Consider the following 15608-nt stretch of genomic DNA (forward strand, 5'->3'; position numbering starts at 1 on the left):
TCCATGATCTCCTGCCTTTAACGCTTTGGAAGGCATATCAATGTAACTGCCAGTATGTCCTGGATAAATTCTTGCTCCCTTTCTTAAGACATGCTCAAGGTCAAAACTACCTAATGAATCAGGTTCTGGCAGTTTTCCAATTTGGTCTCTAACTGTTTTCCAAGGTTTCAACGATGGCGTGAATAGAGTGAGTTGTTGCTTTAGCCGATTAACTCGTTGCTGGGTTCGTTTATCTAGATTTTCAGTGGTTGAAGGCTTGATTCCATGCTTCTCCCAATAATCATAACTAACGAATTGTGACCAAAGTAAGCCATCGAGAGAATGAGTTTTTTTCGGGAAAGACCATTGGATACTTAAATCTTCTCTGATGCCAACAATGAACACCCGTTCCCGGCGCTGAGGAATGCCATAATCGGCGGCATCAACTAATCGAAAAACCACCTTGTATTTTACCCCGTCATAGTTACCTGAGGTATGGAGTTTTTCCAGTCTCTTCAGATGATAATCCCAGTCTTCCCAATCCTTCCGGTCAACATCAGGATAAATCAATCTTAAAATAAGGTAGTTAAAATATCTGGCAAAGGATTTTCTCAGAAGACCTTTGACATTTTCAAAGATAAAAACTTTAGGTATACAAGTGGTTATTGCCTTACAAACATAGGGAAACATATCTCGTTGATCCCTATCCCCCTTATGCTTACCCCCCATGGAAAATGGCTGACAGGGAGGTCCACCTGCAATCATGTCTACATAACCAAACTGATTAAAATCTAATTCACGAATATCTATATTGTGAACAAGGTTGTCACTGTAGTTATGGGACAAGGTTTGACAGGCATTTTTATTCCAGTCAATAAAAGCTTTATGTTTGACTCCAGATAGCCGAATACCTGTGGCTAGACCCCCCGCGCCAGCAAATAGCTCTAAGCACGAAATTTTAGACATTTTCTTGATCTAAATTTTCCAAAAATTCTTCAATACTTTTGTAGAGTTGGTTTTTGTCTGAATGGATACCTTGGCACTTATCTGCCCAAGCACGCCCTGGGTGACAAACATCCCAATCAGATTTTGCTTGTTCATATCGACCTTTGCCAGGATCATGATTACCAAAACCGTCAATGAGTGTATTCCAAATTGGTTGATACTTTCGGATCAACGCAGCTTCAACAGTCCCGATTAAATCACTCTCTTTATCTTCAAGAATTATAAATCGACAAAAAAAGTCTGACAGCTCCAGCCCTTCTCCAAGGGTGATACTACGACTGTGTTGCCGGAGGCGATTGTTGAGTTCATAACCTTTCGATTTATTAGATGATGTTTGCCTGGCTTGTCTCCAACCTTTTGGAACTGCTTTACCTACATAAATGGGTATACGAAATGCCGTTCTATTGACTAAATGGAACTTTGAGTAAATCCCAGATTTTGGAATGCAATAGATAGCATAGACTCCGGTACCATGAAAACGCTCTGGGAGCGGAAGTTGATGAACTGGAGTTTGATTAAAAAAGCGAATTGTGTCTTTTATGATTTTATCAAAATCAGGAGATACATAGAGGTGCTTGGAACGTTCAAAAACACTCATATAGGCAGATGTTAAGACTAATATTCGCAATCATAACGACACTTTAATTATAGTGCGTTCGCACTACTTGTATGCTCCCACTAGATACAGTTTCCGGTTTTGGACTGACCATAATGTCTATATTTTGACCTAATGCTACCAGAAAATATAATAGTTTTTCCAAGGGGAAACCCTGCAAGCGACCATTTTTTAAATCTGTGACTTTAGGAATATCAATTTTAAAAATTAGAGCAACCTCTGAATCAGATAACTGTCTCTCATCAAGAATATCGGAAATGAGTGAAGCTAGTTTAACCTTAGCTAACTTTTCTTGAGCATTACTAAATCCTAAATCCCTAAAAATATTTCCTGATCTTACAGTATAGTCTGGCATGTTTATCTAGATCGTGGTGCTATCTAAAAAATAGCTTATGTTCCACTTTTACAACCACTGGCAAGATGCCAGTTCCACTTTTACAACCACTGGCAAGATGCCAGTTCCACTTTTACAACCACGCTTCAATTCAATCTTGATATAAAATATCAGAAGTGAAAGGACAATTCTGGGGAAAACTAACAGATGGATAATTCCTGCTCACCTTCTTCAGTGGATATTTGTAGCAATCGGAAAAGACCGATTCAAGATAAGGCTTGAGGCTAGGAGATTCAGACAACAGAAGATTAATCTGTTCTCTTTGTTCATCGATGGTATTTTCCCAGCCTCGATAATCAGGCTCTGAATCCACGTACTGCCTTTTCAGCAATTGCCAAGTATGATATAGCGTTTCTTGCAGTTATGAGGTATGCTTATCAAGCTCAAAGTCCACCTTAAAAAGGGAGATTTAGGGGGATCGCTTTGTACCTCATAAGTCGTAGAATTGCTATAGATGGGGGAAAGAGACGAAACGGCGGGAGGTGCAGAAATTGAGATTTTGATGAGGTAGTCTATAGTCTGATAGGTCTAACTATGTAGGCAACCATGCTACGTACACATAGACCCCTCCTACATTACTTTTATCAAGAGGTCCTATCTTTTCTTTCTTGAACTCAAATCCAGTATTTGTCAATAGCTCTTCATACTGTTGACAAGAGATTTTAAAGTCCCCTATCTCTCGAAGTCCAGAATCCAATGCTTCTTGCTCAAGAGTAGCTAAAACAAACTCCTGTTGTTGATTAGCAAGGTCAATAATGTGATTATGATAGTTTCTCAAAGCAGCTTCTCTTGCACTTTTATCATTTGAGTCATGCTCTGGAAGAAACTCATCGCCGACAATCATTAAAGCATTGGGTTTAAGATTACGTTTTACATTTTCAAAATATTGCTCCTTGTCGATAATTTTAATATGATGGTCGGCAAAGGATGAAAAAATATAATCAAATACTCCATCAGGATCATATGTTCGGCTATCTTGATGTAAGATTTTAACCTTGCCTTCTTTCCTTCTAAATTTAGAATTAAGCTTTTTATAACAATGCCAGTCAATTTCTACTGCTACTATCTTTTCAATTTCTTCGATAGAAGCAAGGCGATCAGTGAAAATTCCTGTACCAGCACCGAATTCTAAAACCTGACATGGTTCTGAATTATGATGGTTATGTTCTCGAAAAATGGATATCATTCGTTCCATCATTTCCTTATAATAAGCATGTTTTTCTTCATGTTTATCATAGTCTTCAATATCAATATACAAAGACATTTCTATAGTCCTTGTATCATAATCAGTCAAATGATTAGGATTAAACATACGATTTCTTAAACGTTCAATTTCAACATCTCTTAAATTCCTATTTATATTAGGAATAAATACAGCTTTACTAATAATTTCATCTAGTTTCTTATCGTAATTATCGACTATATTTTGATCAGCAGTAAAGCATATAAATTCTTGCCCTTGAATATTCTCATAATTGGCAAGTAACTTATTATTTGATGCATCGACAATTGAGAAATTCTGATCATAAGGAGGGCCGAACTCTCTAGAGAGTCTTGATCGGCTCATTGCATAGACTCTATATCTATTAGCATGATGTTGAAGTGTATCAAGCATCTCAATAAGCTGTTCTTCAGAAGCAAATACAAATACACGTATATTATTTCGATTAGATGTCAATAGTATCTCTCTACCCAAAGACTGCTGCCAAAACTGCTCCTTTACTTTAACAAGTGCAATGGCTTTAACAATGGGATTAAACTTATTTTGCAAAGATATAAGATAGTGAGGATACTGAAATGCTGGAACATAATAATTTTTATTGATTTTTGAAGAGTATTTTTGTATTTCAAGATAAGAATCGAGAATCACTTGTTGAAAGCAAACATTTTCACATGCAAGTTTATTTTCCTTTAATCTATCTACAGAGTCTTGAATATTTCCAATTGCTCTATCCATTTCTGAAAGATAAGCATAAGGTGATTGATCTATTCTTCTTAACAACTTTTCAAACTCAGGAAACTTCATTTGTACCCATGCATTACACTCATCTCGCCTACGCTCAGTCATCTGCTCAAGAAGGTTTATCCAATCTTCCGCTTTCATACCATCAATTGCTTGAAGTTGTTGAAGAGGGTTGCTTAGTTTCTCACCAAAAGTTACTAGCTTGCAGTTACTAAGCTTTCCGAAGATAAAACCAGCTTCAAAATTTATCCATGGTCTTTTAGAAGAGCCTGGAGTTAGGCATATAATGCCAAAATCAGCTCTTTCTAAAGCTCTATTAGTTTCAGAAAACCATGGTGCTCCTGTAGTAATATCAGCGTCTGAAATCCAAGGATTCAAACTATCATAATGAAGTAAATCATCTCTTAGGTATAAAGCTATAATCTTACCAAATTCTCCAGTCCATGATATAAATACATTTTTGCTATTATGTGAATTCATGCTATGCTATTTTTGAATGTATTTTAGGTTATATTATGTGTCAGTTTTTTTATTTAATTAAACCAATACCAAAAGCTTCATTTCTTTCTTTAAGAGAACCTTGAGTTGGCATTGAAATTATAAAATTATAAGGATATGACAGAGGATCATATCCATCACAAGCAACTACTTCATAAGCATTTACTAACTCAAAATTTTCAAAATGGCGTGTGAATGAGAAACAATTTGTTTTTGCTTTAATAATCTGATTTATATGAATAATAGTCAGATTAATAGAAGTATGAATCTGAGCTGAGGTAGAAGGTTTTAACATGCCTAGTGCTTCAAGAAGACGGATAACAGCAGAATAAGCTACTTTATCTGTCTGACACTCATCTGTCTTTCCACATTCTGCAATAATACCAATTCCACCTAGGCGATAAACGTCATCTACAAGCATAGTATACTGTCTATGAACCTCCCATCCTTGTGTGTAAATCTCAAAGCCAATCATCTGAAATAAATTTAGATGATTTTCCGTTAGTTTTCCGGCACAGAATGGGCGTGTCGAAGCAGAAGTTGAGTGTAAGTCAAGTACATAGTCTAAGGTCGATAAGTATGGCGATAGAAAATTAGCAAGATTAGACTCATGTCCAAAAGCATTAGGGTTTCCAAATGCACGGTTCAAGTCAAAATCAATGAATCTTTGTCCGAGCCTAACTGCTTTTAAGTTTGCAATTAACATTATTAATTTCCCGGACAGAAGCTGATTTTCTGTCAATAATTCATTTTCCAGTTTTGAAATTGATTTTATTCCGGAAGTTTCATTTCCATGAACACCACCTACAATACAAACAGAAAAACCATTTTTATTTGAATCAAACTCTATTAATCGAAACTCTTCTGAATTCGCTAATACTCTCACGCTTTGCTCTTCTCCGAAAAATAAATTATGATATAATTTTACCTATCCTGTTTTTTTAAAGCAGTATTAGTGACTATCTCCCTGTCCAGGCAATAGTATAAGCTCCCGAAAATCATTTATTTATTAGATTAAATCCAGAATAAACAAACAGTACGAAGTATGCTGTTGCAAGAACTATTGGTACATATTTCTCAACTTCAGTCAACCGCATATATGTTTTTTTATTATCCTTCCATATTTCCCATTCCCTGGAGTAACAAGCAAATGGTAGGTAGTGCTCCATTTCACCAATAACCTGGAATTTCAATAAGTTAAGTTGCCTGTATGAGTTTATGGTTGTTAACCATACAAAGCATAATATCAACCCCAAAAAAGATAATAATAAAAGTATAAGATTATGAGAGCTAGAAAAAAAATTTTTATCAATCAATATTGACACTAATCCAAACAATCCCGATAACAACGAAATATAAAACTGATTAGCCTGATTTCTCCTAGAGCTAATCCTGTCCATCATTTCTATGTAAATCTTATATTCACCCAAAAGATGATCATGAAATTTATCTCCATATTTTTCATTAACTATGTTTTCCAGATGGGATTTATCGGACGCACGATTAGAAATATTTTCGGAGCTATTTTGATTACTTTGATTAATTTTATCAGTAGTCACTTTAGCCTCCTTTCTTTTGATAACGATGACACCTTAATAGCAGGGTAAACGGGTCTACTTGATTGATTCGTATATATAGTGTTTTTCAAATTAAATAAACACTATATGTCGAAAATTTATTGTCAACAAGTGCAATAAGGCTTGGTTTATTGAGAACTACCCTTGTTTTATTGACAAGATGCGTTTACTCTCACCTTAATAGCAGTTAGCACTGGTGTATTTACAAGCTGAAGAAATGAAGAATTGCCAAAACCTTGACCCAGTTGGCTTTTTTCCAACCCACTACCCACTCACAGCGCGAAACGCTATATCTATAAGAATTTATTATACTATAACAAAAATTATAACAATCGCTTACTGAATTACACTAGTCACTTATTTGCTGGAGAGTTGATTTGTAAACTCAGATAAAGTCATTGCCGTACAAGGATTTCAGGGATTGAGCTTGTAGAGGCGGATAATCAACTGAAAACTATATACCGCAAGGGCTTGAGTACTCTTAAGCTTTACTTTATAAATCAGCTCTAATTGGATTGATGACAAGAAGATTAGCGTCTTAATTTTTTGTTTACAAATCAGCTCTCAGATACGACTGCTATATTTCTATTCCCGATTCCCGACTTCCGACTCCGTAAATAAACAAAGGTTGACCATTGATAGCCAAGGGACACAACTATACATCCCTACAACCATCAACTGTCAACCTTTAACCAATAACTATCGCAATATAGCGTTTATAAATGAGATGTAAACCTAGCAAGGATTTTGTTATTGGACAATAAAACTGAGGATTTCTTTACCCTCTTGCCTTTTGCCTTTTGCCTCTTGCCTTTTTCGCCAAGAATTGTGTTTACAACCCAGATACAAACGCGCTTTGTGACCTCTAAACTAGCCACCTAATACTAGAAATTCATTTCAGCAGCTTGGACTTTCTCAACTTGCTTCTTCTTAATAACTAGCAAGACTTGAGATAGCATAATCGCGCCGATGAATAGCATCAACCACTTAATCCGAGCTGGGTCTTGTAAGACCACTTCTACATCCCTTTGACCAAATCCACCAACATTAGGATCAGTACTCAGAGCTTGTCCTGATACTACCTGATCTCCTTCAGCAACCAGTAACTCTGGGCCAGGGGGAACCGTATCAACTACAGTCTCGCCATCTGCTGTCTTGATAGTGACGTCGTAGCCAACATACTCTTCAAAGGAAATTTTGGTAATTTCACCAGTGGCAGAAGCATTGAAGGCATTATTATTGGTAAGGTCCCCAGTGGGGTAAACCTGACCCCGTCCCCGGTTACCACCGACATGAAGCTGGTATTTACCAAAATAGATATTTTTCTCAGTTCTCGGGTCAGGAGACAGAACTGGGAATACAATTTCTTGATACTCCTCACCTGGTAGAGGACCAACGAGTACTATATTTTCCTGTTCTTCGCTGTAAGGTTGGTAGTACATGTTTTCGGTTTCTTCTTGCATTTCCTCCGGAATCCGGTCAGGAGGAGCAATCTTGAAACCTTCGGGTAACATCACTACGGCACCGACCTGTAAGCCACCTTTAGAACCATCACCATAGACCTCTTGTGCTTCTAGGTCATAGGGGATCTTAACCACAGCTTCAAATACAGTATCTGGCAGTACCGATTGGGGGATTTCCACTTCTGTCGGTTTCTCTGCTAGGTGACAATTAGCACAAACTATCTTGCCAGTGGCTTCACGAGGGGTTGCTGGAGCAGTTTGCTGTGCCCAGAAGGGATAGGCAGCAGCTGACTGGGGAACTGCCAGATCACTGGCAAAGAAAAGGGCCACAGCTGCCACAACCAAGACAATAGTTCTGGCAATCATCCCCTTGCCACGGTTAACCATCACCGATACATCAGGTGTTCTCATCACTAAGCCAAAAAACTCAAAAATTGGTAATTTAAAAATTGCAACTTGTTAATTGCTAATGGTTGATTAGCACTAGTCAATTAACTAAAAACTAAGGACTAAGGACTAAAGCAATTAACTCCACCAAGGTTCTTCACCAGTGCGGAAGTCAGTTTCTTTCCAGGTGCTGAAGACTAGGGTGTCGTCTTCTGTTACCGTGGCGTGGGCCAAAGCTAGAGACAAAGGCGCTGGTCCCCGTACTACCTTGCCAGTATTGTCATACTGGGATCCATGGCAAGGACAGATGAACCGGTTCTTACTAGCATTCCAAGGCACAACACAGCCTAAGTGAGTGCAAACCGCGTTGAGACCGTAAGCCTCAAGACCTTGATCTTCAGTAACAATCACATAGGTGGGGTCCCCTTTGAGACCTTGAGTCAGGGTGCGATCGCCTACATTGTGACTAGCTAAAAACTCGCTGACATTGATGTCATTGCCCAAAGCATCTTTAGCTGTGACACCACCACCAGCCCCACCACTGGATGGGGGGATAAAATACTTAACGATTGGGTACAGAGCTCCAACAAATGTGCCGGTAATTGTCCCAAACGCCAAGAGGTTCATAAATTGGCGACGCCCCATATCTGGAACGTCTGGAGAGCCAGAAGCTTGAGCCATAACTGAACGCCTAAAGGTATACTTTTTTTACAATTCTGGGAAAATTACCAGAATTTTTTGAACCCTGTTTTTCTAACTGTAGTGTAATTCAACCACTGGACAGGGTTGCCCAAATCCCTGCAATATAAGGATTCACGGCTTGAACTATAAGTATTATTACATTCTTTTACGCTTTATCATAAAGTTAAGAAGCGTTGTATTTGTAACAAAATGTAAACATGAAGTTAGAGCAAGAGGCTATGACAGGACAGGACTTGCACCAACTCCTGCTCAATAAGTGGGGACGCTCCTATGACATCCAGGTTCGGAGGACTCAAGGGAAAATCTTTGTTCAGATCATGTGGAAGTATCTAGAGCAGCAATCCTTCCCCCTTTCTGAAGCTGAGTACCTAGAGCATTTAGATACAGTAGCCAACTATATCCAAGGTTGGGGAGGAGCCAGCCAGGTGCAACAGTTCATTAACAACACCCGTGAGCGTCCACGACTAGGCAAAGTGGTTAGTATTCCGATCGAACTAGGTGAGCGGTCCTCAGAATGGATGGTAGAGGATTTTTAGGGAATAGGGTGTGGGGTGTGGGGTGTGGGGTGTGGGGTGTTGGGAGTCGGGAGTCGGGAGTCGGGTAGGCTGTTTATTATGAGTCTTTTTGGGAGATCGTTCAGACCAGGATTGAGCTTTGCTCACGCTTTGCTCACGCTACGCGATCGCTTTTAGCGGAAGCTGAGGCCTTTGGCCACGCTTCGCGAACGCTTCATCGCGTACGGCGATAACGCCCAGAATGTATATCTAGCAAGAGATGCAATGTATCATACTATCAGACAAAAAGTGCATGAAGTTTAAGCTATGGCCATCGCACAAAGTAAAAAACCTACCCTTATGAGCACCCCACACCCCACACCCCACACCCCACACCCCACACCCCAGTTGTTACCTTACGCAATAATAAGGGGAAAACCAGGAAATGAAGGGACTAGATTGAACTGAATCAGCTACTAACTCGACCACTCCGTCCTTATTAACAATCCATCGATTAGCTTCAATAATTCTAGACCGACGTGAGTTACCTGGATTAGCAGCACTAGCAGCACTCGAAGGATTTTTGCGGCGGCGAGCAGTGTGGCGAGGTAATGGACGTAAATCCATCCACAGGGTTTCACCTACAAGAGGTTGAGTGTGGTCTGTGGGTAAGCCACCCCGCCCAAATTCGGTAAATTGATTACCTTCATCAGTACCGCAACCAGTGGCAACTAGGAGTTTGGGATTAACAAAAGTGGACGGTAGCTCGAATAATACAGCACTAGGGTCGGAGTATGGTGCATTAATTTCGACGGTACCGCTAAAGGAAGCTCCCCGTTCGGAAGAGGCGGTAATATCACTATTTGGGGTTTGTTGTTCTCGAAATTCAGTGCCAAAAATGCTTAAAGCATTGATAATCACTCGTCCCCCAAAGCTATTTACAGCATTGGCAGTGATATCGCTATCTTCTAGGGCAACTAGCAAGTCAGTATCAATAGTAATATTACCGCCAGTGGCAGTACCTGTAGCATTGGTAGTAATGTTACTGCGATCGCGTATCAGGATTAGTTGGGAATCCAGATTAACATTGCCCTTATCCCCAGCACTGACTTCCGCAGAAAGGGTAGCGCTCTGGTCTAATAGAATCGATTCAGCAGTAATCTCGAGATTACCAGCCTGGGCATTATCCCCTGAAACACGAGCACTGACGGAAATTTCGGCACCATCACGAACTCTCAAGGTGTTACTGGTAATGGTCACGGAACCCGCAGCCGAGTTACCTTCTGAGAAGGCTGCAATGCGACTACGATACTGAGGGTCTTCTGAAATACCAGTGACCTCTATGTCATTAACATTAAGGAAGATATCCCCAGCTTGACCATCCCCTAAGCTAGACGCAATCACCTGTCCACCATCAAAGATATGCAACTGTTCAGCATCTATCCTTAATTCACCGCCATTGCCAGTGGCTCCTTCATCCACGGAAACCAACACACCACTGACCAGGCCAGTAAAATCTTCAAAGGCATCACTAACCTCGACCGACCTTGCCCGAATGGTAATATTGCCAGCATCCCCAGGACCAACCGCAGAGGCTTGGAGGCGTCCTCCTTCCGCCACTCGCAAACGCCCAGTTTCAATCACTAGATCGCCCCCTCTCCCAGCAGTTGCCTCCCGAGTAGTATCAACATTTACTGCACTCGTCAATAGGCCGCTAGAGACTGTACCATTAGCATCAGTGCCAATCACATCTACCGACTCTGAGGCGTAGACAGTGATATTTCCGGCATTCCCATCTTCAGAAGTATCAGAGAAAAATTCTGCTCCATCACTGACAAGCAAACGCTCGGTTTCAATGGTTAAATTCCCGCCAGAGCCGTTGCCCCGTGTAGCTGTAAAGAAGCCGCTGGGAAATATACCATCAGGTGAGCGACCAATGGCTGAGAGTTCGTTAGCTCTAACCGTTATACTGCCCCCCCTATTCTCATCCCCCCGATTAAGCGAGTTGATCTGAGCACCATCGCGCAAGTGGAAAACTGGAGTGTCAACAAGCACCATCCCTCCATTGCCAGTTGCTCCAGTCCTGGCGTTGCTATCAATGCGCCCAAGTTCTTCAACGACGGTTGTACTTGAGAGAATCACAGATTCTGTCGCGGTAATGGTAATCTCACCAGCATTACCGGAGCTAAAGGTGTCGGTCTTTAGAGTACCCCCAATCACCTGCAATTGTTTGGTATCAATCACGATTGTACCGGCATTGCCACTACCCCGGGCATTGCTTGAGATTAAGGTTGATCCATTCACTTTCAGCAATGAGCCAACATTTAAAGTAATCTGACCACCAGCACCAGCATCAAAGGTATCGGTGGAAATTCTGCCACCATTGTTCAATATCAATTTGTCAGTATTAATCGTTAAGCTGCCACCATCACCTGTGCCTGTCGATTCGGAAAATAAGCCGCTCCTGGCTTCCACATTCGGATTAAAGTTATCTGGATTAAAGGGGTCTTCCGGTAACGAGACGCCCTCAGTGCCTTGATTTTCTAAAGACACTTGCAGGGTGTAAGTCTCCCCCACTTGTGGGCTTGTGCCCTCAATCAATTCATTATTACTAGCATCAGAGCCGAATGCACCGACTCCGAGTAAGTAAACCCCTGGCTCAGTGATCGTGGTATCAATTAAGGAGTCGAGGGTGAAACTGTCAAAGACTTGTCTACTGCCACCGGCACCATCAGCAGCTTGAGAATCGTCATTGACCTCTAATAATTCTCCTGTACCTTGATTAAACAAGAAAATCTTGGTATCTACGCTGTCGTCTTCCCTAGTAAAGCCATTGTCGATGTCGAAAATAGCTCGACTATTGCTAGTGGTAATGCTGAAGGAGAAGTAATCGACTTGATTTTCCGCTGCACCTAATACGGTGGTGCCATTAATAATCTGTTCTGGAGTCCGTTCAATGGACACATAGGGTATTCCTCCTGGTCCGGATTCCGCTACGTTGGGATTAGGGTCAGTAATAAACTCCAGATCATTTAAGTCAAAGGTGTCTAAGTCCAGGAAAGGATTAGGGACAAAATCCCGACTTTCCCCAGATATGGTCACACTTTCGGTAGCGTTAATGGTAATGTCTCCAGCATTTCCTATGTTGCTGGTAAGGGTGATAATCTGTCCACCAGTTTCCAGGACTAAGGTATTGAGATCCAGTGCGATCGCACCAGCATTACTACTACTGTTGGTAACTGTACCGATAAATCCCCGATTCCCTAGATTCAGTGACCCTTCGGCATTATTAATGGTAATGTTGCCACCCGTACCACTAGTATCAACAGCGGAATGAGTTAGGATACCGCTAAATAACCCATCTTCAGTGAAACCGGAGATATTAATCGCACCATTAGCCTTGATCTCAATATCTCCTGATCCGCCATTGCTATTGGTAACGGTTTGAATTCTTGAGCCACCAGTAATACTAAGGGCGCTAGTGGTTAGCTGTATGTTTCCGCCATTGCCTATCGCTCCTGTTAGTAAATCATTAGCAATCAAACTCAAGTCACTGAGAGTGGTGTTGCCATTAGCGTTAATACTAATATTCCCAGCTACGGCATCTGGTATTGATGCTCCTGAAGTCAATCCAGCTTGTAAACTGGATTGAGACATGTCGAAGTTAGCACCATTGATGGCAATAGTTCCGCCATTAACATTAGTTACATCTACTAAGCTACTGTTAGTCAACGAGACATCACCTCGTTGGACTCCATCAGGAAAACTAACGGATGTCGCGCCATTGAGTGCAACAGTTCCTGGACTAGATAATCCTCCTAATTCCACCCGTCCCCCTGACACTTGGAGAGTGGCACTATTGAGGTTTACTTGACCCCCAAGTAAGGCCATGGTTTGCCCTGTCTCTATGCCTAAACTAGCTCCTGTCACGTTGACTGGGCCAGGATTGCTACCATATTGCAAACCGGTGGGAATATTAATGGTTAACAATGGTGGGGCGTTTGGATCACTAGCGCTAAAGTTGAAACCATTGTCAAATACTGCACTATCGGCAGTGCTAGCTACAAAGGAGCCTGCTACATCTAAGCGAGAATTGGCTCCAAAGTTAATACCATTGGGATTGAGCAAAAATAAATTAGCGCTACCATTTACTCCTAAGGTGCCGAGAATTTGAGAGAGGTTGCTGCCAGTAACACGAGTCAAAATATTAGTAATCCCATCGGGATTAGCAAAATAAACTCGTTGACCATTACCAACATTAAATTCCAGAAAACTGTGGAATAAGTTACTATCTCGTATTGCTCCCCCTTCGATTAAATCTGCTATTGCACCACGGATAGTTTGATTGGGAGTAACGATTGAATTTTCATCTCCCAAGGTATTATCTGGGGTAATTTGAGCGAGGGTGGGATGCTGGAAAAATAAACATAGACTTCCAACTTCGAGTAATCCCACTAAGCCCAATTGCATTAGTGAAATGGTATCTGTTGGTAGGCTTTTTGTGAGGGGATGAGCTTTTTTGGAAAAGGGGAAGCTGACGCATTTCATGGAATTGTCTGGCCGATTACTCTCAGTCTTAGAGTTCCCGGCACTGTTGGTCACAGTCACACCTGTCGGGTAGCGCCATAGTTCCAAGTGCTGTTACCGTAGGCAATAATAAGGAGAAAACCAGGAAATAAACGGACTCGACTGAGGTGAATCAGCTACTAACTCGACCACTCCGTCGTTATTAATAATCCATCGATTAGCTTCAATAATTCTAGACCGACGTGAGTTACCTGGATTAACAGCATTAGCCGCATGATCTCGATTTTTCCTACGGCGAGCGCTGTGGCGAGGTAATGGACGTAAATCCATCCACAGGGTTTGACCTACAAGAGGTTGAGTGGGGTCTGTGGGTAAGCCACCCCGGCCAAATTCGGTAAATTGATTACCATCATCAGTACCGCAACCAGTAGCAACGAGCAGTTTGGGATTAACAAAAGTTTCCGGTAGCTCGAATAATCCAGCGTTAGGGTCGGAGTATGGTGCATTAATTTCGACGGTACCGCTAAAGGAGGCTCCCAGTTGGGAAGAGGCGGTAATATCACTTTCTGGAGTAAGTTCTTCTCGAAATTCACTACCAAAAATGCCTAAGGCATTGATAATCACTCGTCCGCCAAAGCTATTTTCAGCATTAGCCGTGATATCGCTATCTTCTAGGGCAACTAGCAACTTAGTATCGATAGTAATGTTACCGCCAGTGGCAGAACCTGTAGCATTGGTAGTGATATTACTGCGATCGCGCATCAAGATTAGGTCGGAATCTAGGATAATATTGCCCTTATCCCCAGCATTGACTTCCGCAGAAAGGGTAGCGCCCCCGTCTAATAGAATCGATTCAGCGGTAATTTTGAGATCACCGGCCTCAGCTAACTCCCCATTACCACGAGCACTGACGGAAATTTCGGCACCATCGCGAACTCTCAAGTTGTTGCTGGTAATGGTCACATTACCAGCAGGGGAGTTCCCTTCAGAGAAGTCGGACTCACGATCAGAGAAGGCCGCAATGCGACTAGGAAACTCACCATCTTCTGAAATACCAGTGACTTCTATGTCATTAACATTGAGGATGATATTTCCAGCTTTACCATCCCCTAAGCTAGAAGCAGTGACCTGTCCACCATCCAAGATGTGCAACCGTTCAGCATCTATGGTTAATTTACCGCCATCGCCAGTGGCTCCTGGACGCACGGAAACAAAAATACGACTGATAAAGCCAGTAAAATCTACTTTAGAATTACTGACCTCCACTTCAGTGGCCCGAATGGTAATATCGCCAGCATCCCCAGCACCAACTGCAGAGGCTAAGAGACGTCCCCCTTCAGCCACTCGCAAACGCCCAGTTTCAATCAGGAGATTGCCGCCCTTCCCAGCAATTTCCTCCCTAGTAGTACCAAAAACTGCTCCACTAGTGAATAAGCCACTAGTGAATAGGTTACTAGCATCAGTGCCAATTACATCTACCGACTCGGACGCATATATCGTTATATTTCCAGCATCTCCATCTCCAGAGGCATTAGAGCTAAATTGTGCTCCATCACTGACAAGTAAACGCTCGGTTTCAATGATTAAATTACCGCCAGTGCCAGAGCCAAGTGTATTTGTGAACAAACCCGTGGGAAATACACTATCAGGTGAGGTACCAGTGGCTTCGACTAAGTTAGCTCTAACTATTAGACTGCCCCCAGCACGATTACCCCGATTAGTCGAACTGATCTGAGAGCCATCACGCAATTGCAAAACTGGAGTGTCAACAACCACCCTCCCGCTATTCCCAGTTGCTCCAGATTCAGCGTCGCTCTGGATTTTCCCAAGCTCTTCAAGGCTTGTTCCTTCCAGGATGATAGATTCTGTGGCATTAGTGGTAATTTCACCAGCATTACCGGAGCTGAAGGTGCTGGTATTTAGAATACCCCCGATGGCGTGCAATTTTTTGGTATCAATCACGATTGTGCCCGCATTGCCACTACCCCGGGTAATGCTTGAGA

12 protein-coding genes are annotated in these 15608 nt (G+C 41.8%); 1 reads left to right on the forward strand and 11 read right to left on the reverse strand.

Annotated features, from left to right (window positions below):
* The 9 genes from F6K52_RS18485 to petC all read right to left on the reverse strand — a co-directional run.
* Window positions 1–945, reverse strand: a 945-nt coding sequence (locus tag F6K52_RS18485) for a DNA cytosine methyltransferase (RefSeq protein WP_293080604.1), incomplete at its 3' end; no start/stop codon positions are given.
* A complete protein-coding gene (locus F6K52_RS18490) occupies window positions 938–1582 on the reverse strand; it encodes an Eco29kI family restriction endonuclease (protein WP_293080608.1) in 645 nt (214 codons plus the stop codon). The genes F6K52_RS18490 and F6K52_RS18485, both read right to left, overlap by 8 nt.
* 43 nt (window positions 1583–1625) lie before the next feature.
* Window positions 1626–1955 carry a helix-turn-helix transcriptional regulator gene (locus F6K52_RS18495; protein ID WP_293080612.1) on the reverse strand — a complete coding sequence of 110 codons (330 nt, stop codon included), beginning with the start codon at window positions 1953–1955 and terminating at the stop codon, window positions 1626–1628.
* Between the two features lie 130 nt (window positions 1956–2085).
* Complete coding sequence (locus F6K52_RS18500) at window positions 2086–2325, reverse strand: DUF29 family protein (protein ID WP_293080615.1); 240 nt, start codon at window positions 2323–2325, stop codon at window positions 2086–2088.
* A gap of 201 nt (window positions 2326–2526) precedes the next feature.
* Window positions 2527–4437 carry a methyltransferase domain-containing protein gene (locus F6K52_RS18505; RefSeq protein ID WP_293080617.1) on the reverse strand — a complete coding sequence of 637 codons (1911 nt, stop codon included), beginning with the start codon at window positions 4435–4437 and terminating at the stop codon, window positions 2527–2529.
* A gap of 49 nt (window positions 4438–4486) precedes the next feature.
* Window positions 4487–5341, reverse strand: a complete 855-nt coding sequence (locus F6K52_RS18510) for a succinylglutamate desuccinylase/aspartoacylase family protein (RefSeq protein WP_293080620.1) — start codon at window positions 5339–5341, stop codon at window positions 4487–4489.
* Between the two features lie 112 nt (window positions 5342–5453).
* The gene (locus tag F6K52_RS18515; RefSeq protein ID WP_293080623.1) at window positions 5454–6014 is read right to left on the reverse strand and encodes a hypothetical protein; all 561 of its coding nucleotides are present in this window, start codon (window positions 6012–6014) and stop codon (window positions 5454–5456) included.
* Between the two features lie 902 nt (window positions 6015–6916).
* On the reverse strand, window positions 6917–7906 hold the full coding sequence (petA, locus tag F6K52_RS18520) for a cytochrome f (RefSeq protein WP_293080635.1): 990 nt from the start codon (window positions 7904–7906) through the stop codon (window positions 6917–6919).
* A 114-nt stretch (window positions 7907–8020) separates the two neighbouring features.
* Window positions 8021–8563 carry a cytochrome b6-f complex iron-sulfur subunit gene (gene petC / locus F6K52_RS18525; RefSeq protein WP_293080626.1) on the reverse strand — a complete coding sequence of 181 codons (543 nt, stop codon included), beginning with the start codon at window positions 8561–8563 and terminating at the stop codon, window positions 8021–8023.
* Between the two features lie 239 nt (window positions 8564–8802).
* Between petC and F6K52_RS18530 the strand changes: the two genes are divergently transcribed.
* Window positions 8803–9120: a DUF3067 family protein gene (locus tag F6K52_RS18530; RefSeq protein ID WP_293080638.1), complete on the forward strand. Its 318-nt coding sequence runs from the start codon at window positions 8803–8805 to the stop codon at window positions 9118–9120.
* 369 nt (window positions 9121–9489) lie between these two features.
* On the opposite strand, the gene F6K52_RS18535 is transcribed toward F6K52_RS18530, so the two are convergent.
* The gene (locus F6K52_RS18535; protein ID WP_293080629.1) at window positions 9490–13713 is read right to left on the reverse strand and encodes a filamentous hemagglutinin N-terminal domain-containing protein; all 4224 of its coding nucleotides are present in this window, start codon (window positions 13711–13713) and stop codon (window positions 9490–9492) included.
* Window positions 13714–13719: 6 nt separating this feature from the next.
* On the reverse strand, window positions 13720–15608 hold a 1889-nt coding region (locus F6K52_RS18540), incomplete at its 5' end, for an S-layer family protein (protein WP_293080632.1).

Source organism: Moorena sp. SIO3H5, assembly GCF_010692395.1.
Taxonomy (GTDB): domain Bacteria; phylum Cyanobacteriota; class Cyanobacteriia; order Cyanobacteriales; family Coleofasciculaceae; genus Moorena.

Coding starts and splice junctions, on each gene's coding strand:
- F6K52_RS18495 (WP_293080612.1), bottom strand. CDS start 1,955: ATGCCAGACTATACTGTAAGATCAGGAAATATTTTTAGGGATTTAGGA.
- petC (WP_293080626.1), bottom strand. CDS start 8,563: ATGGCTCAAGCTTCTGGCTCTCCAGACGTTCCAGATATGGGGCGTCGC.
- F6K52_RS18490 (WP_293080608.1), bottom strand. CDS start 1,582: ATGAGTGTTTTTGAACGTTCCAAGCACCTCTATGTATCTCCTGATTTT.
- petA (WP_293080635.1), bottom strand. CDS start 7,906: ATGAGAACACCTGATGTATCGGTGATGGTTAACCGTGGCAAGGGGATG.
- F6K52_RS18505 (WP_293080617.1), bottom strand. CDS start 4,437: ATGAATTCACATAATAGCAAAAATGTATTTATATCATGGACTGGAGAA.
- F6K52_RS18530 (WP_293080638.1), top strand. CDS start 8,803: ATGACAGGACAGGACTTGCACCAACTCCTGCTCAATAAGTGGGGACGC.